Origin of the sequence: Photorhabdus sp. RW14-46 (assembly GCF_963887965.1) — a bacterium.
In the GTDB taxonomy this organism is placed as follows: domain Bacteria; phylum Pseudomonadota; class Gammaproteobacteria; order Enterobacterales; family Enterobacteriaceae; genus Photorhabdus; species Photorhabdus laumondii.
On the sequence record NZ_CAWPHH010000014.1, the window covers coordinates 1 to 26,527 of the forward strand.

Below are 26,527 nucleotides of genomic sequence, written 5' to 3' on the forward strand. Positions count from 1 at the left end.
AATTTCGAGACAACGTCTTCAAATTTTTCACCACAACGCTACCGGATATAGCGGACTCGCTGATGTCTAGAATTAACGACCATTTTCAGGTGCTAAAAACTGCATCTTGAAGTTTCTTGGGTATATATAAAATCACACAACAAGTAGATATATTTTTTAGACGCCATAAAACTTGGTATTTACCAGGAGATACTCGTCAAGAATCTTTACAACATATTGCTTTTGATCAGCAAGGAGCAACAAAAGAAGCAATAAAAGAGTTTGAAGAAGATTATACAGAAGAAAATCCTATAATTATTAAAGGGATTTGGGATGGTGAAGATGATGACCATTCATGTTCAATTTGTTATATGAATTATCGTCGAGATCGGTTAGGACAAACCCAAATAGATTTTCATATATCTATTGAAGAAAATGAATTTCAGCTATCACGATTAATCAACTTTATTAATTTTCTGATTTCTACTCATAATGCACCTTACATTATGGCAGAAAACAATACATATAGAATAAAAAGAAAACACGTTTTCCCAGATCGTTTAAGTGCTGGCTGGATGCTCTATTTACCAATAGAAATAGACCCGGCTTTAGTTCCAATGGCAGAAGAAATAATATCTATTTCTGATAAAAATAACAAAAAAGGCTCATTAATTATTACAACAAAAGATATCTTTGATATTGAAAACCAGGAGCATATCAATAAAGCCAATGATATTGAAATATGTTTACGGGATTTACAAATACTACCATTGATGACAGAGTTATAAATATGACAAACAGAGCCGTAATCCGATTAAACGATCTAACCGATCATGGTGGTAAAGTCATTACCGCCATTGATAATTACGTGTATCAAGGCGTACCTGTTGCCGCTAAAGGTGATTTAGTAAACTGCCCTAAGTGCAAAGGGGTTTTCCCTATTGTAGAAGGGAGCAATGACTTAAAGCATCAGGGAAAACCTATTGCATTGGAAGGTATGCAAACAGCCTGTGGCGCAAAACTGATTGCCAGTCAGAAAGATTTTCTCGCTTAATGAGACGACAATCATTTTGGCCTATTTAAGGCAACACTGACGCGCTGCGCTTGTCTTCTCCATTGTACCGGGCTAATACATTAATCCGGTAAAAAAATAGAGAGCCGAGAAAAATACCGTGATTATTTGCAGGTTATGGATAATTTATTGAAAAGGAAAAATTAATATGCCATTACCACTTCTTGCGCCAGCGGCTCCCGCTCTTTTAGCTGCTGCTGAATGGACACTGGCTGCTTGTGCAGCGGGATTAGCCGCCGTTGGTGTGATGGAAAGCACCAAAGATAAAGAAGGTGAACAAGACAAGGCAAAAGCGGATACACAAACTATTGCTTCGTCCCGTACCGAATGTGAGAAATGTCCGGCAATTGGCAACGTTACGATGGTTTGGGAAAAAACCACATCGTATTCAGAAATAACCATTGCTTATCAAACAAAAATTGCCGGGACGATATACAACCCTGAATTAAACATAATTGAAACTTGGTTATGCATGGATACAAATTTCGATGGTTGGAAACCTGCACAATGCTTATTTCTTGAGGCCAAAGCTAAATATGATCAGTTTTTTAAGAATGGTGAACCAGATTGGATTTTTGGTGAGTTTAGAAAAACACCTACCAGCAAAACAGGGGCAGAAAGTACAATTTGGCAAGCAGAAAGACAAAATAGGGTATGCATAGGATTGAATAATATTCCAAAGTCTCATTGGCATTTTTTGCAGCCTATATCTTATGAATATTTTTCTGAAATGTTTGTTCCTTTTACTAACATTAAAACATTTCATACGCCAATGAGTTGATCAAAAGCCTATAACTATTGCTGAAAATTTCAAACAGGATTAATGATTATGAGTTTAATACATCCAAGAATAAAATTGTTTCACGACCTTAATGAGCCAATAACACCTGAATTGGCGTTAAGGGATGCATATCAGATAATGCAGAAAATAAATAATATTAGTAGTAACCCAAGTTATTGGCATTTACCAGAATATAGTTTAGAGGAAATAGAGGAAAATAATGTATTTACTGATACTGGTTTTACTGAATATGCTATAAGCCAGCTTACAGAAAATTATGATAAAGATGCAAAATATCTTATAGCTACTTTATTTGATATCCCAGGTGATATTGAACTTAAAAATAGAATTTTTTATCAAAGCAGTGATGTAATTTACAATAATAGACTAGGGAAAACAAATATATCTATTGATCTTAACTTAGTGAAAGAAAAATTTAAGATTCAAACTATTATAGAGTTTGTTAAAGCTTTAGCATCTACTCGTAATTCTCCAATCGTTATGACTGAAACACGAGGATATAGATTGAAAAAAAAGCAAGTATTTCCAGACCGAATAAGTGCAGGTTGGATGCTCTATTTACCAATAGAAATAGATCCGACTTTAGTTCCAATGGCAGAAGAAATAATATCTATTTCTGATAAAAATGACAAAAAAGGCTCATTGATTATTACGACAAAAGATATTTTTGATATTGAAAATCAAGATCATATCAATAAAGCCAATGATATTGAAATATGTTTACGGGATTTACAAATACTACCATTGATGACAGAGTTATAAATATGACAAACAGAGCCGTAATCCGATTAAACGACCTAACCGATCATGGTGGTAAAGTCATTACCGCCATTGATAATTTATTGAAAAGGAGAAATTAATATGCCATTACCACTTCTTGCGCCAGCGGCTCCTGCTCTTTTAGCTGCTGCTGAATGGACACTGGCTGCTTGTGCAGCGGGATTAGCCGCCGTTGGTGTGATAGAAAGCACCAAAGATAAAGAAGGTGAACAAGACAAGGCAAAAGCGGATACACAAGCTATTGCTTATCAAACAAAAATTGCCGGGACGATATACAACCCTGAATTAAACATAATTGAAACTTGGTTATGCATGAATACAAATTTCGATGGTTGGAAACCTGAAAAGTGCTTATTTCTTGAAGCTAAGGCGAATTACGATCAATTTTTTAAAAATGGGGAACCTAATGGTTTTTATCGTAAGGTAAAGTTAGGTAAGAAAAAACTATCTGGATACGATAGTATGTTGAAGCAAGCCAGAAAACAAAACGAAGTATGTATCGCATTAAATAACATTCCAAAATCTCACTGGCATTTTCTACAACCTGTATCTTATTCATATTTTACAGAGGCTTTTGCTCCATATCTCAATATTAAAACTTTTAATACTATGATGTCTTAATAACCAGAATAACTTATAGGAGAATTGAAATATGTTCATTATACACCCAAGAATAAAATTATTTTATGATCTTAGAGAAGCCATCACACCGGAATTAGCGTTGGCCGATACGTATCAGTTAATGAATCACATCAATAACCTCAGTAATAATTCAAGTGGTTGGCATTTACCTGGATATAGTGAAGAAGAAATTAGAGAAAATAACGTATTTAATGAAAATGGCATTACTGAGTATGCTTTAAAAGAATTCAAGGGAATTTATGAGGATGACGGAAGATCTATTATAGTGTCACTATTTGATAATCCTATAATTGATAATTATGAAAGTGGAAAATTAGAAAATAATATTACATATATTGGCCAGGATGATATTCATTCAAACCCTAATAGATTGGGGAAAACTAATATATCTATTAATCTTGCACTTGAAAAAGCAAAATTTAACCTTAAAAACTTTATCGGCTTTATTAAATATTTGGTTTCTCATAGATATTCTCCATTTATTATTACAGACACTAGAGGCTATAGATTAAATCAAAAACAAGTTTTCACAGACCGCCTAAGTGCTGGCTGGATGCTCTATTTACCAATAGAAATAGATCCGACTTTAGTTCCAATGGCGGAAGAAATAATATCTATTTCTGATAAAAATGACAAAAAAGGCTCGTTGATTATTACGACAAAAGATATTTTTGACATCGAAAACCAAGAACATATCAATAAAGCCAATGATATTGAAATATGTTTACGGGATTTACAAATACTACCATTGATAACAGAGTTATAAATATGACAAACAGAGCCGTAATCCGATTAAACGACCTAACCGATCATGGTGGTNCTTTAGTTCCAATGGCAGAAGAAATAATATCTATTTCTGATAAAAATGACAAAAAAGGCTCGTTGATTATTACGACAAAAGATATTTTTGACATCGAAAACCAAGAACATATCAATAAAGCCAATGATATTGAAATATGTTTACGGGATTTACAAATACTACCATTGATAACAGAGTTATAAATATGACAAACAGAGCCGTAATCCGATTAAACGACATAACCGATCATGGTGGTCAAGTCATTATCGCCATTGATAATTATGTGTATCAAGGCGTGCCTATTGCTGCTAACGGATATTTTACCAAGGCTTTTGCTAAATTTATTAACATTAAAATATTTAATACACCTTAAATGTGGATATTTATTTTAAAATTAGGATTAAAAAGATGAACATAATACACGCTAGAATAGAAATGTTTTATGATTTAAAAGAAAAGATAACACCGGAATTAGCATTAGATGACACATACTGCATCATGCAACAAATAAATAAGGTATCTAATAGTTCAAGTAGATGGTATCTACCAGGATATGATCTAGACGAAATAAAAGAAAATAATGTTTTTGATGAAAGTGGCATTACTGAATATGCCAAAAATCAATTCAAAGAAAGTTATGATGAGAGTTTTAAATCTATCATAAAAACATTATTTGATGTTCCAGGTGATGTAAAGTTAAAAAATAGAATCATGTATTCAAGCCGTGACTATGGTAATAAACTAGGGAAAACGGATGTAAGCATTGATCTTAGTTTTGAAAAAGAAAAATTTAATCATTCTAAGTGGATTGATTTCGTAGCTTCTTTAGTTAGCAACCATTACTCTCCAATAATCATGATGGATGCCAGAGGATATTCGCTAAAACAAAAACAAGTTTTTCCAGATAGGGTTTATGCTGGCTGGATGCTCTATTTACCAATTGAAATAGATCCGACTTTAGTCCCAATGGCAGAGGAAATAATATCTATTTCTGATAAAAATGACAAAAAAGGTTCATTGATTATTACGACAAAAGATATTTTTGACATCGAAAACCAAGAACATATCAATAAAGCCAATGATATTGAAATATGTTTACGGGATTTACAAATACTACCATTGATAACAGAGTTATAAATATGACAAACAGAGCCGTAATCCGATTAAACGACCTAACCGATCATGGTGGTCAAGTCCTTTCTTACGACATTTTCTATGTTTCCTAACATTACGGTATTTAACACTAAACTTTAATCATTCTCACAAAAGGAGAATTAAAAATGTCAATGATTTTTTCAAGAATAAAATTATTTTATGATTCAAATGAGGCTTTAACTTCTGAAAATGCATTACTTGATTTATATCAAATTACATGCAAGATAAATAAGTTAACAACTAGAAAAAGTGGTTGGTATTTGCCTGGTTATACTCAAGAAGAGAGATTAAAAAATAATGCATTTGATGAAAATGGACCTACTAAATATGCTATAGAAGATTTTAAAGAAACTTATGATGAAAACTCTGGATTTATTGTGAAATCATTATCTGATGGAGTAGATGAGAACAACAACAGTATTCTATATATGGGTGAAGATAAAATCCATGTTAATCCTGTTAGATTAGGTAAAACTAATATATCTATAAGCATCAATTTAGATAAAGATAAATTTAATTTTCAAGATATTATTGAGCTTTTAAAAAATTCAATATCGATTCGAAACTCTCCATTTATTTTAGTAGATACAAGAGGTTACTCGTTAAAACAAAAACAAGTTTTTCCAGACAGGGTTTATGCCGGTTGGATGCTCTATTTACCAATAGAAATAGATCCGACTTTAGTTCCAATGGCGGAAGAAATAATATCTATTTCTGATAAAAATGACAAAAAAGGTTCATTGATTATTACGACAAAAGATATTTTTGACATCGAAAACCAAGAACATATCAATAAAGCCAATGATATTGAAACCTGCTTGCGGGACCTACAAATATTACCATTGATGACAGAGTTATAAATATGACAAACAGAGTTGCAATCCGTTTAAACGACTTAACCTATTTAGAAAAATCATCTATTTATTCCAATATTAAAGTATTCCATACCCCTTGCTAACCGAATAATTTCTAATAGGAAAAATGAATGACTATTTTATCTTTAGATATAGAAATATATACAGATTGGAAAAAGCCATTAACTCCAAATATTGCAGTTAATGATACCTATAAAATCGTAAAACAATTAGAAGATATCTTCTTTGGATACTCTAAGATATGGTACTTAGGCGGAAATAGCCGCGAAGAAGCATTAACTCGGGTAGCTTTTGATGAGAGAGGAATAACAGACGAATGTATAAGCGACTTTAAAGAAAATTATACAGAAGAAGATCCTACAGTTATATCAGGAGTCTGGGATGGAGGCGAGGATGGGCAAGCATGTTCAGTTAGTTACTTTAATTATCATGTTGAAAGACAAGGCCAAACAAAAATAGAGATTAATATATCCATTAAAGAAAAAGAGTTTCACTTTCTTAAGTTGATTGATTTTATCAAGTTTCTGGTTTTTAGCCATAATTCATCTTATATTATGGTAGAAACTGATAATTATAGAATAAAAAGAAAACAGGTCTTCCCAGATCGTTTAAGCGCTGGCTGGATGCTCTATTTACCAATAGAAATAAATCCGACTTTAGTTCCAATGGCGGAAAAAATAACACCTGTTTCTGATAAAAATGACAAAAAAGGTTCATTGATTATTACGACAAAAGATATTTTTGACATCGAAAACCAAGAACATATCAATAAAGCCAATGATATTGAAATATGTTTACGGGATCTACAAATATTACCATTGATGACAGAGTTATAAATATGACAAACAGTAACTTAATGAAAAAACAGCGCTAATAGCGCTGCAATTACCGTGGGTAATAAATTAAACCTGATACATTTTGCACAAATAATGGGAAACCGCATCATCAGCGTTTGAGCCAATCACTTCCATTTCTGGCAAGATATCTTTCAAGCGCTGGTGAGCATCTTGCATAATACAGCCCTTACCTGCTACCGCCAGCATTTCAAAGTCATTCATGCCATCGCCAAAAGCAATACAATCACTCAGTTTATAACCCATAGCTTGAGCTACCTGCTCAAGTGCATGACCTTTCGAAACACCACCCGCCATAACCTCCAAGCAATTGCGCAACGAAAAACTTACATTAACTCTATCACCCCAACGCGCTTTGATTTTCTCTTCCAACGTAACCAATAGATCATGATCGCCGCAGGTAAAATAAACTTTGCATACGTCATTGATTTTAAAGTTGTCACGCTCAAAAAGTTGATAATGGAACACTGATTCCTGAAAAAACTCTTTCTGCTCAGGGCATTCACGATTCATATACCAGTGATCATGGCAATAATAATTCGTCAGAATATCAACGTTATCAAACTCCATTAGACACAAGTCATGCACAATCTCAGGATCAACATTGTGACTGAAAACCAGTTCTCCCATAGCATTGTGCACCCGCGCACCATTGGAAGTAATCATGTAGGCATCAATACCAAGAACATCTCGGATTTGCGCAACATCTACATGATGACGACCAGTAGCAAAAATAAAATGAATGCCTTTATTGGTCAGTAAATTAAGAGTTTCCTTGGTGTAAGAAGTTAATTTGTGATCAGGAGACAGCAAAGTGCCATCTAAATCTGAAGCAACAATGTGATACATAGTTATCATTCCTATAATTGAATCAATTCTGGTCAAAAAAATCACAAATGGCGTTGAGTGCCTGGCTACGTAATTTATCTTTTTCAAACAGGATCTCATGATGCGCCCCTTGAATAATCAAAGGTGAACGTTCTTTGATGAAAGCCCTCACTTTATTACGTGATTCACAAAAAGCCTGTAATCGGCAATTATTAACAACCTTATCTTCACTGGCTTTTAAAATTATCAATGGCGTCTCAATTTCTCCGGCTTTTTCTATCAGCATATCGCTAATCCAGATACTTTCCCGCACCCAACGATATGTCGGTCCCCCGATATGTAATTCCGGATAATCCGCGTAATAACGGAGGTAACGGCTATAACGTTCATAACTGTGTGTCAGAAGGTTTATCAAATAAGGCAACGGACGCCATTTCCCAGTGAGTACCGCATAATGGTTGCGCATATCCGGCCGCTTTTCAGCCCGATTTACCAGGAAAGTTGCCAACCAACGTGGCATAGGAAAGTTAATACCAAACATAGGAGCACAAAGGGCTGCTGCATCAAATACCTGGCTGTGACGTAATAAAAATCCCCCTAATATTGCCGCTCCCATTGAATGAGCTAACGCATAACAATGAGAATAATGACGAGGAAGAATTTCTCTTTCTATTAATATTTCAACGTCATCAATATAATCATCAAATTTTTCTACATGCCCTTTTTGTGGATCTGCAAGTATCCTGCTGGATCGCCCCTGCCCACGATGATCAATAATAAAAATGTCGTAACCAAGGTGATAAAAATCAAATGCTACTTCCGAGTATTTGACATAACTTTCACTACGGCCAGGAAAGATAACAACCGCTCTATCATTTTTTATTGTTGTGCAAAAACGAACATAACGTATCAGTACATTATCGACGCCGATAAATTCACACTCTTCCCTAGCTTGCCAAAAATCTAACAGAGGCCCATTGGCAAAAGCAGAGAACTGTACCTCACGATTGAACCAACTTTCTTTCAACATTTCTGGCGTCATAAGTTGCCCTCTGACTATCCAAACTCCTCTAGATGTTCACGAATTAAGGCCATAAAGACATTACCAAAACGTTCAAGTTTCCGTTGCCCTACCCCGTTGATTAATAACATTTCACCCTCCGTAACCGGGCATTGCTCTGCCATTTCAATCAGCGTGACATCGTTAAATACAACAAAAGGCGGGATATTTTCTTCGTCAGCAATAGATTTCCGTAATTTACGTAGCTTGGCAAATAGTTTGCGATCATAATTACCACTATACGATTTACTTTGCTGACTACGCCCTTTTAGATTCTGTATTCGTGGAACAGCCAGTTTTAGCGAAACTTCACCACGCAATATTGGGCGTGCCGCTTCTGTTAATTGTAATGCAGAATAATTGGCAATGTTTTGACTGATAAAGCCTAAATGAATAAGCTGCCGCAATACACTCACCCAGTGTTCCTGACTTTGATCTTTACCAATACCATAAACCGGCAAATGATCATGTCTCATATCACGGATACGCTGATTATTCGCACCTCTGAGCACTTCAACAATATAGCCGATACCAAAGCGCTGCCCAACCCGGTAAATAGAAGAAAGCGCTTTTTGGGCATCCACCAAGCCATCATAATTTTTTGGTGGATCAAGGCAGATATCACAGTTACCGCAAGGGGTTTGTTTGCTTTCACCAAAATAGTTCAATAACACCAGACGGCGGCAAGTTTGCGCTTCGGCAAAAGCCCCCATTGCATTGAGCTTATGTCGCTCAATATCCTGCTGTGTGCCCACCTCTTTCTCTTCCAGACAACGGCGAAGCCATACCATATCCGCGGGATCATAAAACAGCACCGCTTCCGCCGGCAGACCATCACGCCCGGCACGCCCGGTCTCCTGATAATAGGATTCGATATTACGAGGAATATTAAAATGAACCACAAACCGAACATTGGGTTTATTAATTCCCATACCAAATGCCACGGTTGCCACCACCACCTGTAAATCATCACGTTGAAATGCATCCTGCACCCGCGCACGTTGACTGTTATCCAACCCGGCATGGTATGGCGCAACACTCAAGCCACGTTTTTGTAAACGCTCTGATATCTCTTCAACTCTGCTGCGGCTGTTGCAGTACACAATGCCACTTTTACCTTTCTGACCGCGAATAAATAGCCACAGTTGATCTAATGGTTTGTATTTTTCTATCAAGGTATAACGGATATTGGGACGGTCAAAACTGCTGATATGGATAAGTGGATTATTAAGATTCAGTAGTCGGACAATATCATTGCGAGTCGTTTCATCAGCGGTGGCCGTCAACGCAATGACAGGTAATGTCGGAAAGCGTTGCCTGAGCTGCCCCAACGCCCGATATTCCGGTCGGAAATCATGGCCCCATTGTGAAATACAGTGGGCTTCATCCACAGCCAACATGGCTGGTTGCCATTCCAGAAGTTGCTCAAGGAAGTTATCCATCATCAAACGCTCAGGGGCGATATACAGCAATTTAATCATGCCCTGACGGCAACGCCGGATCACATCAATCTGTTGTTCACGGGCCTGAGTTGAATTCAAGCAATCTGCCGCAACGCCATTTGCCCGCAGTTGATCCACCTGATCTTTCATTAAAGAGATCAACGGGGAAACAACCAAAGTTACCCCTTCCTGTACCAGTGCCGGAATTTGGTAACATAATGATTTACCGCCACCAGTCGGCATAATGACCAGACAGTCACGCCCTTCAAGAATGGTATCGATAACTTGTTGCTGACCAGAACGGAATTGCAAGTAACCAAAGGTTTTCCGCAATACCTGTTCTGCCAGTGATATCGTATTAATGACCTCTGCGGTAGACACGCTTTTCCTCAACCATATTAAAAAATCATAGACGCCATGCAAAACGCCTAAGCATTATGCTATCTCACTCTCGAAATAATTACAGCATGTCATTGAACATCATCTCGGTATAAACGCAGATTTTGTTAAACGTTATAGCCGCTCAAAAATTCTTCCCCAATTCATCTTACTCATCCCAATGCAGCGCCATAATGCCACATTTTTGCCTGCTATTTAAACAAAACTAGAGTAAATCCTTACACTTACACAGTTGTTAATGATAATAATTTGTATTAATGTTATCAAAATTGAATACCCCAAAAGTCACCTGTCTAAGAGAACCGGAATGAATACCTGGAAAAGGATGCTTATATTCGAAAATTTCAGAATTAAGCGTACCGATTTGTTTCCAGTGTATAACGACTATGTTGGATGTGATTTTTGATTATGAATAGGGATTGTTATCACCATGAGTTCACTGCATATTAACTCCGATAATCACACTCTGCATCTCAACGCAGAGAACTGGCTCTATGCCAATCGCCATCTGGTGACAAAAATATTACGTGAGATATGTCACGAAAAATTAATTAACCCTACCTATCATGGACAACAGCAATATTCTCTGACAATAGGTGACTACCAATACCATTTTCAAGCAGAAACTTATCAGCTCGATCATATTGATATTGATGCCGCTTCCGTAACCAAACTCAGGGATAATCAATCTCAGCCACTTGATGCTATTCAACTGATTATTGAGTTGCATCCGCTGTTGGAAATCCCGGAAAAAATGCTGCCGATTTATCTCGACGAGATATCCAGTACGCTCTACGGTCACGCTTTTAAATATCAGTACAACCGACTTACAGCCCAAGATTTAGCTTATGCCGATTATCAAGTCGTTGAAACGACAATGAGTGAAGGCCATCCAGTCTTTATTGCCAATAATGGCCGAATTGGTTTTGATGCCGATGATTATCAGCGTTATGCACCTGAAAGCGCTAGCCCCGTGACTTTAATCTGGATTGCGGTACATAAGGATAAAGCTATTTTCTCTGCACTATCCGATCTTTCATACCAACAATTAATAGAAGAAGAATTGGGGAAATATCTGCCAGCCCAATTTGAACGCCACCTTAATATGTTGGGATTATGCCCGTCAGATTATTATCTGATGCCTCTCCACCCTTGGCAGTGGCAGCACCGTATTGCGATCAGCTTTGCAGCAGATATTGCCAATAATCATATTGTTTATCTTGGAGAAGGGCATGATCGTTACCTTGCTCAGCAATCTATCCGCACTTTCTTCAACATTACTCAACCGAAGAAGAACTACGTTAAGACCGCCCTATCCGTGCTAAACATGGGCTTTATGCGTGGGCTCGATCCACACAGCATGGTCACAACCCCATCAGTCAATGAGTGGCTCAGCAACTTAGTCCATAATGACAGTTTCTTCCAACAGAAGGGTTTTACCGTATTACGGGAACGTGCTGCTCTCGGTTATTTCAATAACTACTTTGAATCAGCCATTAAGAAGGACAGCCCACATAAGAAAATGTTGTCAGCACTGTGGCGCGAAAGCCCAATGACGCTGTTGCAGGATAACCAACGCTTGATGACAATGGCTTCGTTGCTGCATGTCGATTATCAAGGTCATTCCGTCGTCGCAGCTTTGGTAAAGAGTTCCGGTTTAAATGCAGAAGAGTGGATATCACGTTATCTCGATGCTTACCTCTCGCCATTACTGCGCTCTTTCTTCACCTATGATCTGGTATTTATGCCACATGGCGAAAATCTGATGTTGGTATTGGATAATAACAGCCCAACAAACATGTTGATGAAAGATATTGGTGAAGAAATCGCTATTTTGAATGGTGATCTCCAATTGCCTGAAGAGATTAATTTCCTGCACGTCACTATCGAAGACGATATGAAAATTAACTACATCTTCCTTGATATTTTCGATTGTTTCTTCCGCTACCTGATTCCGCTGTTGCAAAAAGATCTTAATCTACCCGAAGAGCGTTTCTGGCTACTGGTTGCACGCTGTGTCCATAATTACCAATCACAACATCTGCATCAGATTGAAAAATTCCGCCAGTTCGATCTGTTTAAGCGGGAATTTATTCGTACCTGTCTGAACCGTCTGCAAATGGCAAACAATCAACAGATGATCGACCTCGACGATCGCGAAAAGAATCTCAAATTCGCCGGAACCTTAGTTAACCCGCTGTACGCTTTACGCCATGAATACTCGGTTATTCTTCATCAAGCCGAACAGCAATAAATAAAAATATCAACATAGATATACCCTATGGATTTCAAGATGGATCGCGACGGCAAGGGAGTGAATCCCCGGGAGCATAGATAACTATGTGACCGGGGTGAGCGAGTGCAGCCAACAAAGAGGCAACTTGAAAGATGACGGGTATAAATACCAAAAGATTTAATTTGGGGATGGAATGAATAATAAGAAAGTGATGTATCCGTTTTTGCAAAAGGATTCCATGATTAAAAAAACAACTCTTGCAATGACTATACAGTTAGTATTAATGGGAAATAGCTATGCAATCGCGGAAAGTGCACAGAATAAGAGCGATAAAACCGCTGCCCAAAATGACAAGATACTCGTCACCGCTTCACGACCAGAACATGAAGGGGTGACCGAAGACACCGGCATGTACAATACCACGTCGATGGTCACCGCCACCGGTCTAAACCTCTCGGCGCGTGAAACGCCACAGACCGTCAGTGTCGTGACCAAACAACGGATGCTTGACGAAAATCTGGACAGTGTTAATCGCGTCATCGATAGCACAACGGGTATGAACGTACGCCAGTTTGATAGTGATCGTTTCGGGTTTACTTCTCGTGGCATGTCTATCAATAACATCCTGCGTGATGGGGTTGCGACCTACTACGACACTCGCTTTAACTATGGTGACAATCTTTTGGATGCTGACCTGCTTGATCGTATCGAAGTGGTACGTGGAGCAGCCGGTTTGATGGTTGGCCCAGGCAATCCTTCGGCAGCCGTTAACCTGATTCGTAAACGTCCAACCCGCGATTTCCGTGGTGAATTCTCTGCCGGAGCAGGTTCTTGGGATAAATGGCGCACTGGCCTAGATCTCTCTGGCCCATTAAATGACAGCGGCAACCTACGTGGACGTTTCGTTACAGCCTATCAAGCGGCTAACTCTTTTATTGATCGCAATAACAACGAAAGATACCCGTTCTATGGCGTTCTTGAAGCGGATTTGACAGAAAATACCTTGCTGACTATAGGCGTGGATTATCAACGTAATCACACCCGTGGCGGTATGTTTGGTGGTTTGCCGATCTACTTTGCAGACGGCAGCAAAACAGACTATAAACGCAGCGACAGCTATGCACCTGATTGGGCTTTTTCAAAAGTTCGGACCTTCTCTACCTTTACCAGCCTGCAACATAACTTTGACAACGGCTGGAGTGTAAAAGGCACCTTTACTTATGATAATAGCGCTCTGGACCAAAAAGTCCTGTGGGCAACAAGTTTTCCTAACCGTAGCACCAATATTGGTATGGTGCCAGGTAACATGACACTCATCGATGGCAGCCGTCGCCAGAAGAACTACGATCTACAAGTGAACGGTGACTACCGGTTGTTTAACCGTACACATCATGTCAGCTTCGGCTTAAACCATCAGCAACAGGATTTCCAAAACGATTACTTCAACGCAACCTGTATGCTTACACGTCCAAATAGCTGTCCAGGAATAGGTGACTTCACCTCTCCTGGCTGGCAATATCCTGAACCAGAGTGGAGTAATACGCGAACTTATGGCTCGAAAGGCCGTAATGAACAGACCGCAGGTTATGCAGTCACTCAGATTTCTCTGGCAGATCCATTGACCTTGATCCTTGGTGGTCGAGTAACCAGTTGGCAAACACGTGGTGATAATTTCAATACTCCACAAAATGCCAGCTACAGTGACGAATTTGTTCCTTACGGTGGACTGATCTACAACATTACTCAAGACTTGTCGGTTTACACCAGTTATACCGAAATATTCAACCCAGAAAACCAACGTGACCGCAATAACAAATTACTTGCCCCAGTGTCTGGACAAAACTATGAAGTGGGCCTAAAAGGTGTTGCCTTCGATAACAGTCTCGATTATTCACTGGCAGTCTTTGAAATCCGTCAAGATAACCTGCCATTAGTAGATAACAATGCACCGAGACTACCGGATCTCTCCATTCCTCGTTATACAGTGGATGGTACCAAAACTCGCGGGTTCGAAGCAGAAATCAGTGGTCAACTGACAGATAACTGGCGTCTTTATACTGGTTACACGCAATTCCGGGCAACAGATCCTAATGGTGTGCGAATCAATGCCAATACGCCAAACAGGCTGTTTAAGCTGTTTACCACCTACACCTTGCCAGGTGCGATGAGCAATCTGACCATTGGTGGCGGTGTTAACTGGCAGGATAAAACCTGGTTGACCGTTGATGGGCCTGGAAAAACATCAATGCAAGCGAAGCAAGATAGTTTCGCGGTGGTGAACCTGATGAGCCGTTATCAATTCACACCGGATCTCTCTTTGACGGTTAACCTGAATAACGTCTTTGATAAGACCTACTACACCCAGTTCGGCCAATATTCTCAGTATTACTATGGCGCACCTCGCAACATTGAAGCGATCTTGCGTTATAAGTTCTGAGTTTAAAGTCATAATGACACTGCGGACGGCAAACCTTATGTTTCTATTTATTTGAAGGAAAGCAAACAATGAAATTGAAGCGTTGCAAAGGGTTTGCCGTACCGTTGATGCTGTTGGTCAGCCTGTTGGCTGGCTGTGATAAGCCAGCCAGCACAAACAATGCACCGTCAGATGAGCCCGGCTATCCTAAAGAAATTACTACCGCATTGGGTACCGCGGTAATTCCACATCAACCCCAACGTGTTGTCGCATTGGGTGCAGGAGCGGAAGATATCGTACTGGATCTTGGCATCGTCCCTGTCGGTATCGAATCCCACCGTTGGGGCGGGGATGAACAGGGCTATCTACCGTGGTTTAAACAAGCGATACAACAGCGTGGCGAGACTTTGCCAACTGTGATAGAGATGTACCCTGAATTAGACATTGAGAAGGTTATTAGTCTTAAACCTGATCTGATTGTGGCAACCCAATCAGGCCTCACCCAAGAAATTTATGACCATTTATCATATTTCGCCCCAGTGATCGCTTATCCATCTGCCCCTTGGCTCACGACACCACAACAGCAGATTGAATTAATTGCTCGTGCGCTAGATAAACAGCCGCAAGGAGAGCAACTCGCTACTGAACTGAATGTCATATTGCGCGAATCAGGTAATACCATCCCGCATATCAGTGGCTACACTTTCGCCTATATCAAAGCGGGTATCAGCAGTAACATGCTATCGGTATACGTTAGAGGTGATCCTCGTGTCGATACTTTAATACACCTCGGTTTGACGCTACTGCCATCAGTCAGCACATTAGCCGATCCCTTCGGCAGTTTCGCCGCTAATATAGGACTGGAAAATGCCGATTATCTTAATGGCGCGGATATCTTAGTAACTTGGTTCAATAATGAACAAGAACGTAAGGCAGTGGAAGCACAACCACTGTTTCAATCTATCCGTGCCGTACACCTGGGAGGTTATATCCCACTAACTGACCAATCATTGGTCGTTGCCATGTCTTACGGTACACCGCTCAGCTTACGCTGGGGTTTATCACAATTTATGCCCGTGCTGGCAGAGGCAATTAAATCATCATGACAAATCCTAAACGGCGGTTTGTACTGCTACTTGGCTTAGGTCTCATGATACTGCTGACCTTCATTTGTATTATTGCCAGCCTGAGTCTGGGCGCAAAAATGTTACCATTATCAACTATATGGCATCACTATTGGTTAGGTGACAGTGGTAGCTATAGCGATCTGGTCATCAATGCCCGCAAACCACGTACGTTAATTGGCATCATGGCCGGCGCAGCACTCGCGCTTTCCGGTGCTGTAACTCAGGGATTGCTACGTAATCCATTAGCCGAACCGGGTTTACTGGGCGTTAACGCCGGCGCTGCTGCGGTGGTCGTCAGTTTCTCTTTCATACCCATACTGAATGAACTTCCACGTTTCTGGACAGCATTTATTGGCGCAAGTCTAGCTACATTGCTGTTCTACCTGCTCAGTGGAGGACAACGTAATAGCAATCCAGCACGCATGGTATTGACCGGCGCTGCCATTAACGCCTGCCTATTTGCTTTTGTGCAAGGCATTGTATTAATGAATGCCCATGTATTGGATAGCTACCGCTTCTGGACCATTGGATCGCTTAGCGCAATGTCTCTGGCAGAAGCGAGTTCGCTGATACCCTATCTGTTATTTGCCTTAATATTGACCCTTTCACTCAGCTCCTCCCTGAATGTGATGGTGTTTGGTGAAGACATTGCCACCTCACTTGGTGCCAATGTTGCCCGCACCCGCGTGTTGTCGCTTATTACTGCGACCATGCTGGCGGCAGTGGCTACCGCTATGGCAGGCCCTATTGCCTTTATTGGCTTAGCGGCCCCCCACTTGATGCGGGCTTTAGTTGGCAGCGATTTCCGCTGGCTACTACCCTATTGCCTGTTCGCCGGGCCTTGCCTGTTGCTCACTTCCGATATACTGGCACGGTTGGTGATAGCCCCCGGGGAGATCATGGTGGGGATTATCACCGCAGGAATCGGTGGACCGTTGCTCTATCTGGTTATTAAAACCTATCGTGGAGTTAATTATGTCGCAGATTAACCTATCCAGACCGGCAAAAATTCGAACCTTCATGTTGGGAACTGCTGTCTTTCTTGTACCTCCACAACGGACCCAAAGAGCCATCTTATTGATATTGTTACTGCTCTCAGTGCTGTTTTATCTCTCTCTCGCACTGGGTAAGCAAGGTATCGATAATCCCTGGCTAGCAACCTCAACTCCTTATCAAGAATTTATTCTCATACAGCTACGTTTACCCCGCGCATTAGTGGCTATCGGAGCGGGCGCAACACTGGCACTCTCAGGTTCACTTTTTCAACTGACAACCCGTAACGCACTCGGTAGCCCGGATATTATCGGCGTTAATGCCGGCGCTGCTGCTGGCATAGTCGCCACACTGATCATCTGGCCTGGCGTACTGCCGATCCCTTTAGGTGCGCTGCTAGGAGCCAGCTTTGCCGTGCTGTTGGTATACACCGGAAACATTAGTCGCTCTGGGCAGATGCAGACAACCAGAATTGTCATCTCCGGGATTGCTATCGCCGCCCTCTGTATGGCATTTGTTAATTTCGCTATCTCGAATGTGCGTCTTGAGCAAGCACAGCAACTCGCTTCGCTGCTGCACGGTAGCCTCGCCAGCCGAGGTTGGCAAGATGTTGGGTTAATTTATGGAACGTCACTGTTCATCCCCTTTCTACTCTGGTTAGGACGGCAATTAAACTACGTCAATCTGGGCTATGAAGTTGCTAATACGCTCGGTGTACCAGTACGTATCATTCAGCTTATGAGTTTGTCACTGGCAGTCATACTGGCCTCAATGGCGGTACTGGTTGTCGGGCCAGTGGCTTTTATCGCACTTTCTGCTCCACAAATCGCCCGCCGCTTGGTACGGGCCAAAGGCACTGCGCTGTTCTGCTCAGCACTGGTGGGAGCATTACTACTGCTCGCTTCCGATTTAATTACTTTGCTACTTCCTACTTCGGCACGTCTGCCAATAGGTGTTATCACCGCAGGGGTAGGCGGTGTCTATTTGATGTATTTGCTGTACGCTGAATTAAGGAGAACAAAGTCATGTCATCCGATGTGAATTCCTCAACCACCACCTCACGACTAACAGCCCAAGCACTTTCGCTAGCATACGGCAAGAAAACGATTGTTGAGTGTCTGGATATTTCTATTCGTGATGGTGAATTCAGCGTCATCATTGGCCCAAATGGTTGTGGAAAATCGACACTACTACGCGCCATTAGCCGAGGTATAACGCCACAGCACGGTGAAATTCTGCTTGATGGGAACAATATTCAACATTACAAACCGAAAACGGTAGCACGTGAGCTATCTCTGCTAACACAAGGGGCAATCATCACCGAAGCGTTGACCGTATACGATTTGGTTTCACGTGGACGTTACGCTCATCAATCCTTTTTACGACAGTGGTCAGCAGAAGATGAACGAGCAGTTAACGACGCGTTACATGCGGTCGAACTCCAGGAGATGTCGCAACAGTTAGTGAGTGAACTTTCCGGTGGTCAGCGCCAACGCGCCTGGTTTGCTATGACATTGGCACAACAAACACCCATTGTACTGTTAGATGAACCAACCACTTATCTGGACATCACTCATCAGATTGAAATGCTCGATCTTTGCCAACGTTTACATTTACAGGGAAAAACGTTGGTGCTGGTACTGCACGATATTAACCTGGCACTACGTTACGCTTCACATTTAATTATGATGAAGAATGGTAAAATTTACGCCGAAGGTGTGCCAGAAGAGATTATCAACGAACAGAGTATCGCCGATGTGTTTGGTCTCCCTTGCCGTATTATTTGCGATCCAGAATCAGGTAAGCCATTGATTATTCCAAAATATAATCCCATCTGAATCGTGAATGAGCGGCTTATGATGCTGTATTGACAAGCAATTATAGGTGCCCAAAAGATTTACCACTTGATAATGACAATGATAATAATAATAATTATCATAATTATATTTACAATGATTAGTCATATGTAAGATACTACAATCAGGTAGTAGGAACATGTAAACAGGGAGTTGATGGTGTCAAATACAAACGATTCGGTTACCTCTTTAACCACCGTGGTAATTGAAGATATCATCCAGTTATTTGAACAAACGTTTAGCCATTTTACTGCCACCATGAGAGTAAATGCAGACAATATCCCTGCTACCAGCATGAGTTTTCCTCAATGGTCAGATACAAGAGAATTTCCGGTATTAATTCAACGCTATCAGGATGAATACTACGGTGACAATGATATAAAACCTAACCAAAAAGCGCTGTATTCTTTATGGGCTCAATGGTATTTTGGTTTGGTTATTCCCCCGATGATATTAATGTTGCTGGAATATCCACAAGCAGTGGATACTCATTACAATCTTTTTCGGCTTGAATTCCATGACAGTGGCAGGCCAGATATTGTTTACTATCATTTAACCTGGCTAAATGAATCACCTTTATCACTACTTCATCGTCATTATTCTCTGTTGGATCGCCATATTATTCCTGTATGTGAAAAGATCGAATCATATCAGGGGATAAATGGACGGCTTCTATGGAATAATATCGGTTATATTATGCATTGGTATCTTGCTGAGTTCAGCACAAGAATAAATAGCAAGTCATATCAAGAAATTATAAATGGTCTTTTTATGGAACCACAATTACCTGATGGTAGAGACAACCCCCTTTACCGTACTGTTATTTTACGGCATAACAATATGCAACGTCGCAGTTGTTGCCAGAGAAATAAACTACCTGGCGTCGGTAATTGCCATGATTGCCCTTTGGAATCTAAGGTAGAAAGCAAACACTAACATTCTATTCTATAATTTTTTAATTCTTATCTGTTCCGGCAGAAAGAGATTATTATGATTTAATCGCGCTACTATTCAACAGTTATTTAATCTAACCAAATACTACACATAATAAAATCAATGATGTTGGGCAATAACCAAATCACAACCTATATATGAAATAACAAGGACATATAATGTACGGAGACGCTCTGCTATTAGACAATTCACTCACAAAAGATAGTCATATAACGGACGAAGATTTTTCCAGATATTTCTTAAATATGCATAGTGCTGGAGACTATCTTGATGACGCTTATAATGTCATTACCAGAATAAAGAAAATATTACAGCAGGTGGATAAGCCTTTCAGTGGGATATTACCCAATGAGTTATCCCCACTATTTTCTAAAGTGAATTTAGATCTTCCACTCACCTCTTTAAACCAAGCTTTAGATGAGTTACAGCAACTTTATATTAAAGATGCTGTTTATTTTCATCATCCAAAGTATGTGGCGCATCTTAATTGTCCATTAGTATTACCCGCCGTTCTGGCTGAAACCATTATTGGAGCGATTAATTCTTCACTGGATACTTGGGATCAAAGCGCTGGCGGGACACTAATAGAGCAAAAAGTTCTCGACTGGACACGAGATAAAATGGCATTAGGTACAAATGCCGATGGTATCTTTACTAGTGGCGGCACCCAATCAAATCTGATGGCAATGCTACTTGCGCGGGATCATTTTTGTCACCAGCGCAATCCTGAACATAAAAATCAGCTACATGGTCTGCCAGCAGATTTTCATAAACTGCGTATTTTTACCTCGACAGTCAGCCATTTCAGTACACAAAAAGCCGCCGCTATCCTGGGTTTGGGGTACAACGCTGTTGTATCTGTTCCTCACGACAGTGAGTTCCGTATGGACCCTCAAGCATTGGAACAAAGCATTAACCAATGCATCGAACAGGGCAACATTCCTTTTGCCATTGTTGCTACGACGGGTACCACAGATTTCGGCAGTATTGACCCACTTCATCCTATCGCGGCTATCGCCAAGCAATATAGTATCTGGCTACATGTGGATGCGGCATACGGATGCGGTTTACTGGTTTCACCTCGTCGCGCTTATCTACTGGAAGGCATTAATTTAGCGGATTCTGTCACGGTGGATTACCATAAGTCATTTTTCCAGCCAGTCAGTTGCAGTGCTTTCTTCGTCAAAAATAAGAAGCACTTATCCCATTTGACTTATCATGCCGAATATTTAAATCCACTCAGTGCCTCACAAGAGGGTACACCCAATCTGGTCAATAAAAGTATCCAGACAACTCGTCGTTTTGATGCATTGAAAATGTGGCTGACATTACGAATTATGGGTGCAAAACGACTCGGACAAGCTTTTGATAAAGTGGTCGATACTGCTCAGGATGCCTATCGATTAATGGCACAGAATCCCTATTTTGAACTTATTCATTATCCAGAATTAAGTACTTTGGTTTTCCGTTTTATTCCTAAACAAAAATTACCTGATGCGGATATTGATGCCATCAATGCGGCCATTCGTAAGGTACTATTCCGTGAAGGTAATACCGTTATTGCGGGTACCAAAGTCAATGGCAGACAATATCTGAAATTCACTTTCCTCAACCCGGCAACAAGCCAACAACATCTACAAGAAATTGTGCATAGCATCGTAATGCACGGAAACGATTTTCTGGCAACACATAATAACAACTAATGAGATTAATATTATTCACCAGGAGAAATTATGACAACTCGCCCTTATGATTTTATTGCCATTGGAATTGGTCCTTTTAATCTCGGACTGGCTTGTTTAACTCAGCCACTAGAAGATATTCATAGCCTGTTCATTGATCAAAAACCGGGCTTTGATTGGCATCCGGGAATGATGCTAGAAAATTCCACCATGCAGACCCCTTTTATGTCAGATCTGGTGACCTTAGCATCTCCCACTCATCCACTTAGCTTCCTTAATTACATCAAGCAGAAAGGGAGAATATACTCTTTTTATATCCGGGAAAGTTTTTTCCTGATGCGTAAGGAATATAACCAATATTGTCAGTGGGCGGCAGAACAGTTATCTAATTTACGCTTTAACACACGCGTTGACAGTATCAGCTATGATGAAGACGCTTCGCTATATACACTACATTGTTCAGATACGTTAACTGGGCAGCAACACCAATTTGTTTGTAAAAAATTGGTATTGGGTACCGGACCTGCACCTTATATTCCAAAGTGTTGCCAACCGTTCTCTGAACGGATGGTGACATCTGGTGATTATTTAAATAACAAAGCGACCTTGCAACAAAAACGATCTATTACTGTTCTGGGTAGTGGACAAAGTGCCGCAGAGATTTTCTACGATTTGCTCAGTGATATTGATAAATTCGATTATCAACTTAATTGGCTGACCCGTTCGCCACGTTTTTTCCCGCTGGAATATACCAAGCTGACACTAGAAATGACGTCACCAGAATATATAGATTATTTCTATAGTCTCCCGGGCGACAAGCGTGATGCATTAAATTTGTCCCACAAGCAGCTTTATAAAGGTATCAATAGTTCATTAATCAACGATATTTTCGATTTAATGTACACCAAACGATTAAATGGCAAGTTAAACGTCAACTTATATACCAATAGTGAATTACGACAAGTTAGCCATGCTAATAATGGCCGCGACCTAACATTGGCGTTATTCCAACACGAGCAGGAGCAATCATTTTCTCTCGACACCGAAGGAGTCGTTCTGGCAACCGGCTATCAGTATCAAATCCCGACTTTTATTGAAGGCATACATCACCTTATCCATTGGGATGAAAAAGGACGTTATGGTGTACAGCGTAATTACAGTATCGATCAGAACAATACCATTTTCATACAGAACGTAGAATTACATACCCACGGTTTCGTCACGCCGGATCTGGGAATGGCCTGTTATCGCAACTCTTGTTTGATTTATGAAATTACCGGTATTGAACATTATCCGATTGAGAAAAGTATCGCTTTCCAGCAGTTCAGCGTTGACACCGAAGGAGCATGCTAATGTCCGTCTTTAATCCTACGCTGTTTGAAAAATCCTTGCCTGAAATAGGTACCTTTACATTACGTCCACTGGATCTAGAACGGGATATTCCCATATTAACTGACTGGGTTAACCAGGATTACGCCCATTATTGGGGAATGATAAATAATACCGAACAACAAGTATGGGAATTTTATCAGGACTTAGAATCCCGCCACCCGGGCAGTGTATTTATTGGAATCTATCGGGAGCAACCTGCTTTTCTATTAGAGTGTTATCGTGCACAAGATGATCTGATTGGAAAATATTATCCAGCACACCCAGATGATATGGGAATGCATATTCTGGTTGCACCACCGCAAGCAAAAATAAGGCATTTCACCTGGGGAATTTTCCAAACCATCATGGCCTTTCTGTTTAGTGATCCTACTGTGGCTCGTATTGTGGTTGAGCCCGATATACGTAATGAGAAAATTCACAAACTTAATCTGCGGGCCGGTTTTGTTTATCAGAAGGCATTGGTATTACCAAATAAAACAGCCAAGTTAGCCTTTTGCACCAGAGAACAGCATCAGATTGCGTTACAGCGGGAACATCACGCGACAACACCAACCCACTCAGGTTCATTGATGACAAATGCCATGCACTTGCAACCAGCGGTCTGGCAGAAAGTTAATCGTCTGCACTTGTGTAAAGCTATTGCTGAATTTTCACACGAATGTTTACTCGTGCCTCAACAGTTAACTGAAAAAGCAGATAGTGATGGATATCACCATTACCGTTTGGACAGTTACCGTTTGAATAGTGCTGACCATCTGGTCAGCTATACTTTTCGGGCACGGCGTATGGCACTGGATCACTGGCTGATTGATGCCGATTCGTTACAGAAAAATGCCAACGGAGAAGAAAAAGCACTCGATTCCTTGCTATTCATTATTGAGTTCAAACAACAACTTGGCATCAGCGATGTCGTAATGACTACCTATCTGGAAGAAATTACCAGTACTCTCTATAGCAGTGCTTTTAAGCATAACAGAATCGGTATCAGTGCAATGGATCTCGTGAATACTGATTTTCAGGCGCTGGAAGGGGAGATGATGGAAGGACACCCCTCCTTCGTCGCCAACAATGGCCGGATTGGTTTTGATATTGGTGATTTCCAGAACTTTAGTCCCGAAGCGGCCTCTGCTATACATTTAGTATGGCTAGCCGCCCATAAGAGCAAGGCACACTTTGCTTGCATCGAGCAACTCAATTATCAACAGTTGCTGGAACAAGAACTAGGCACCACCACAATGGCTGAATTTGATCAGCGGTTGATCGCGCTTAACCTTAATCCAGAGGATTATGTTCTGATGCCAGTTCACCCTTGGCAATGGCAGAACAAACTGGCATCGGTGTTTGCGCCTGATATTGCTAATCAGAAATTGGTCTACCTTGGTATTGGTGCTGATACCTATCAGGCACAACAGTCAATCCGCACCCTATTCAATCGCAGTCACCCTCAGCGATATTATGTAAAAATGGCGTTGTCCATTCTCAATATGGGATTCATGCGCGGTTTATCACCTTATTACATGGCGACGACACCGGGCATTAACGACTGGTTATTTGATTTGGTAACACAAGATCCCATCCTGCAACGTTATCGTTTTAAAATTTTACGAGAAGTCGCCAGTGTTGGCTTCAAAAACAGCTATTACGAGCAAGCAATCAGTAGTGATACGCCTTATAAAAAAATGATGGCGGCACTATGGCGAGAAAACCCACTGCAACTCATTGAACCTGGGCAACAAGTGATGACTATGGCTGCGTTACTGCACAGTGATCAGCAAGGGAATGCCCTATTGCCCGCATTAATTTCCGCATCCGGCCTGCCTACTCAGGAATGGTTACGTCGCTATTTAGAGAGTTATCTTGCTCCACTGTTACACTGTTTGTACGCTTATGATCTAATGTTTATGCCACACGGCGAAAACATCATTCTGGTATTGGAAAACCATATTCCACAGCACATCTTCATGAAAGATTTAGCGGAAGAGATTCTGGTCATGAATCCCGACGCCGATTTACCGGAAAAAGCGAGTCGAGTCAAAGTAGACATGCCAGAAGATATGAAAACACTCACTATCTTATCTGATGTATTTGACGGTATATTCCGATATCTGGCTGCAATACTGGATGAACAGGGTGACTATTCACAGGATCTTTTCTGGCAGGCTGTAGCAGAGTGTATTTTAAGCTATCAGCACAACCATCCTGAATTGAGTGAGCAATTTATACGTTATGAGCTGTTTACACCGGAGATTAAACGCTGCTGTCTAAATCGTCTGCAAATAGCGAATAACCGTCAGATGCTTGATTTAGCTGATCCGGCTCAAAGTTTACAGTTTGCTGATAACCTGATTAACCCAATTGCCAAATTTGGTCATTCGTAACAATGAGCATGGAAAACGGTGCCTCATCAGTAATATAGTGACTATTTTATATAAGGCGGTGCTGCTACAGTACTGCCTTCTTTATTTACATATACACATAATTTCAGTAGATTAAATTCCAGCACCAATATTATTTTCCATTTCAACTTACCTATACTGATGTTATTCAGATTATTGCCAAGCATTCCTTAAAGCTGGCAAGATTAGCAATAAAAGCACAACATTAACAAGTCATTAACTATATAAAGTCATATTGATAACACATACCTTTATTTAGATTTAGGAATAAAATTAAATGTCTACAACGCTATTAACCCTGGAAGAAGCCCGGCAAGTGATTGGTCATGCTTTTGTTCACAATATGCCTTTTAACCAATTATTAGGACTTGAACTGATTCGGTTTGAACAAGATTACGTAGAAATACAATTCCGTAATCAAAGGAAATTAGTAGGTAATATCGCACAAAAAATTTTACATGGTGGTGTAATTGCCTCAGTGCTTGACGTATGTGGTGGATTGGTCTGTATCGGTAACGCCTTGACCCGTCTGGTACCCGCATCATTAGAAGAATTAGAAAAACGATTATCCATAATGGGAACGATTGATTTACGGGTGGATTATCTACGCCCCGGTCGTGGTGAATTATTCACCGCCACCAGTAGCATTATCCGCAATGGCAACAAAGTTTCCGTCGCCAGAGCAGAACTACATAATGAGCAGAGAGCCCATATCGCCAGTGTAACGGCGACCTATCTGGTAGGATGACAATATAATTTTAATCGCTTGCGTAATATTCAGCCCGGTG

24 protein-coding genes and 2 pseudogenes are annotated in these 26,527 nt (G+C 40.5%); 23 read left to right on the forward strand and 3 right to left on the reverse strand.

Going from position 1 to position 26,527, the window contains the following annotated elements; translation table 11 throughout:
- The 12 genes and pseudogenes from AACQ38_RS12995 to AACQ38_RS13050 all read left to right on the forward strand — a co-directional run.
- Positions 1-110 (forward strand): annotated as a pseudogene (locus AACQ38_RS12995) (IS630 family transposase); the annotation flags it as partial.
- Between the two features lie 6 nt (positions 111-116).
- Complete coding sequence (locus tag AACQ38_RS13000) at positions 117-767, forward strand: immunity 52 family protein (protein WP_242685586.1); 651 nt, start codon at positions 117-119, stop codon at positions 765-767.
- Positions 768-769: 2 nt separating this feature from the next.
- On the forward strand, positions 770-1,033 hold the full coding sequence (locus tag AACQ38_RS13005) for a PAAR domain-containing protein (protein WP_011148679.1): 264 nt from the start codon (positions 770-772) through the stop codon (positions 1,031-1,033).
- A gap of 166 nt (positions 1,034-1,199) precedes the next feature.
- Positions 1,200-1,832, forward strand: coding sequence for a restriction endonuclease fold toxin 5 domain-containing protein (locus tag AACQ38_RS13010; protein ID WP_165578297.1), 633 nt, complete (start codon positions 1,200-1,202; stop codon positions 1,830-1,832).
- A 48-nt stretch (positions 1,833-1,880) separates the two neighbouring features.
- Complete coding sequence (locus tag AACQ38_RS13015) at positions 1,881-2,615, forward strand: immunity 52 family protein (protein WP_165578299.1); 735 nt, start codon at positions 1,881-1,883, stop codon at positions 2,613-2,615.
- 99 nt (positions 2,616-2,714) lie between these two features.
- On the forward strand, positions 2,715-3,254 hold the full coding sequence (locus AACQ38_RS13020) for a restriction endonuclease fold toxin 5 domain-containing protein (protein ID WP_165578300.1): 540 nt from the start codon (positions 2,715-2,717) through the stop codon (positions 3,252-3,254).
- A 31-nt stretch (positions 3,255-3,285) separates the two neighbouring features.
- Positions 3,286-4,041, forward strand: coding sequence for an immunity 52 family protein (locus tag AACQ38_RS13025; RefSeq protein WP_165578301.1), 756 nt, complete (start codon positions 3,286-3,288; stop codon positions 4,039-4,041).
- 56 nt (positions 4,042-4,097) lie between these two features.
- A pseudogene (locus AACQ38_RS13030) lies at positions 4,098-4,277 on the forward strand (hypothetical protein); the annotation flags it as partial.
- A gap of 2 nt (positions 4,278-4,279) precedes the next feature.
- A complete protein-coding gene (locus AACQ38_RS13035; protein ID WP_241509810.1) occupies positions 4,280-4,447 on the forward strand; it encodes a hypothetical protein in 168 nt (55 codons plus the stop codon).
- Between the two features lie 35 nt (positions 4,448-4,482).
- Complete coding sequence (locus AACQ38_RS13040; protein WP_165578304.1) at positions 4,483-5,211, forward strand: immunity 52 family protein; 729 nt, start codon at positions 4,483-4,485, stop codon at positions 5,209-5,211.
- Positions 5,212-5,354: 143 nt separating this feature from the next.
- The gene (locus AACQ38_RS13045) at positions 5,355-6,089 is read left to right on the forward strand and encodes an immunity 52 family protein (protein ID WP_165578305.1); all 735 of its coding nucleotides are present in this window, start codon (positions 5,355-5,357) and stop codon (positions 6,087-6,089) included.
- A 125-nt stretch (positions 6,090-6,214) separates the two neighbouring features.
- Positions 6,215-6,940 carry an immunity 52 family protein gene (locus AACQ38_RS13050; protein WP_165578306.1) on the forward strand — a complete coding sequence of 242 codons (726 nt, stop codon included), beginning with the start codon at positions 6,215-6,217 and terminating at the stop codon, positions 6,938-6,940.
- Between the two features lie 66 nt (positions 6,941-7,006).
- On the opposite strand, the gene yigL is transcribed toward AACQ38_RS13050, so the two are convergent.
- The 3 genes from yigL to recQ are packed head-to-tail and all read right to left on the reverse strand — an operon-like array spanning position 7,007 to position 10,669.
- On the reverse strand, positions 7,007-7,807 hold the full coding sequence (gene yigL, locus AACQ38_RS13055; protein ID WP_165578307.1) for a sugar/pyridoxal phosphate phosphatase YigL: 801 nt from the start codon (positions 7,805-7,807) through the stop codon (positions 7,007-7,009).
- A gap of 22 nt (positions 7,808-7,829) precedes the next feature.
- The gene (pldB, locus tag AACQ38_RS13060; protein WP_165578308.1) at positions 7,830-8,828 is read right to left on the reverse strand and encodes a lysophospholipase L2; all 999 of its coding nucleotides are present in this window, start codon (positions 8,826-8,828) and stop codon (positions 7,830-7,832) included.
- Positions 8,829-8,842: 14 nt separating this feature from the next.
- A complete protein-coding gene (gene recQ, locus AACQ38_RS13065) occupies positions 8,843-10,669 on the reverse strand; it encodes an ATP-dependent DNA helicase RecQ (protein WP_011148691.1) in 1,827 nt (608 codons plus the stop codon).
- Between the two features lie 448 nt (positions 10,670-11,117).
- Here recQ and AACQ38_RS13070 point away from each other — a divergent pair, with 448 nt between their 5' ends.
- From AACQ38_RS13070 to AACQ38_RS13120, 11 genes are all read left to right on the forward strand, one after another.
- Complete coding sequence (locus tag AACQ38_RS13070) at positions 11,118-12,941, forward strand: IucA/IucC family protein (RefSeq protein WP_165578309.1); 1,824 nt, start codon at positions 11,118-11,120, stop codon at positions 12,939-12,941.
- A gap of 175 nt (positions 12,942-13,116) precedes the next feature.
- Positions 13,117-15,360: a TonB-dependent siderophore receptor gene (locus AACQ38_RS13075; RefSeq protein WP_445260626.1), complete on the forward strand. Its 2,244-nt coding sequence runs from the start codon at positions 13,117-13,119 to the stop codon at positions 15,358-15,360.
- A gap of 68 nt (positions 15,361-15,428) precedes the next feature.
- Complete coding sequence (locus AACQ38_RS13080) at positions 15,429-16,445, forward strand: iron-siderophore ABC transporter substrate-binding protein (protein ID WP_165578310.1); 1,017 nt, start codon at positions 15,429-15,431, stop codon at positions 16,443-16,445.
- Complete coding sequence (locus AACQ38_RS13085) at positions 16,442-17,455, forward strand: FecCD family ABC transporter permease (protein ID WP_011148695.1); 1,014 nt, start codon at positions 16,442-16,444, stop codon at positions 17,453-17,455. Before AACQ38_RS13080 ends, AACQ38_RS13085 begins: the two co-directional genes overlap by 4 nt.
- Positions 17,442-18,500: a FecCD family ABC transporter permease gene (locus AACQ38_RS13090; RefSeq protein ID WP_011148696.1), complete on the forward strand. Its 1,059-nt coding sequence runs from the start codon at positions 17,442-17,444 to the stop codon at positions 18,498-18,500. Before AACQ38_RS13085 ends, AACQ38_RS13090 begins: the two co-directional genes overlap by 14 nt.
- The gene (locus AACQ38_RS13095) at positions 18,485-19,297 is read left to right on the forward strand and encodes an ABC transporter ATP-binding protein (protein WP_113024787.1); all 813 of its coding nucleotides are present in this window, start codon (positions 18,485-18,487) and stop codon (positions 19,295-19,297) included. The genes AACQ38_RS13090 and AACQ38_RS13095 overlap by 16 nt, the downstream gene beginning before the upstream one ends.
- Before the next feature lie 177 nt (positions 19,298-19,474).
- Positions 19,475-20,251 (forward strand): siderophore-iron reductase FhuF, encoded by a 777-nt coding sequence (fhuF, locus tag AACQ38_RS13100; protein ID WP_394341394.1) that lies wholly within the window; start codon positions 19,475-19,477, stop codon positions 20,249-20,251.
- Between the two features lie 176 nt (positions 20,252-20,427).
- Entirely contained in the window at positions 20,428-21,972 is a 1,545-nt protein-coding gene (locus AACQ38_RS13105; protein WP_165578311.1) for a pyridoxal phosphate-dependent decarboxylase family protein, read from the forward strand.
- Positions 21,973-22,002: 30 nt separating this feature from the next.
- Entirely contained in the window at positions 22,003-23,304 is a 1,302-nt protein-coding gene (locus AACQ38_RS13110) for a lysine N(6)-hydroxylase/L-ornithine N(5)-oxygenase family protein (protein ID WP_058588498.1), read from the forward strand.
- The gene (locus tag AACQ38_RS13115; RefSeq protein ID WP_165578312.1) at positions 23,304-25,721 is read left to right on the forward strand and encodes a GNAT family N-acetyltransferase; all 2,418 of its coding nucleotides are present in this window, start codon (positions 23,304-23,306) and stop codon (positions 25,719-25,721) included. Before AACQ38_RS13110 ends, AACQ38_RS13115 begins: the two co-directional genes overlap by 1 nt.
- A gap of 295 nt (positions 25,722-26,016) precedes the next feature.
- Positions 26,017-26,487, forward strand: a complete 471-nt coding sequence (locus AACQ38_RS13120) for a thioesterase family protein (protein ID WP_058588500.1) — start codon at positions 26,017-26,019, stop codon at positions 26,485-26,487.
- The last annotated feature ends 40 nt before the right edge of the window (positions 26,488-26,527 follow it).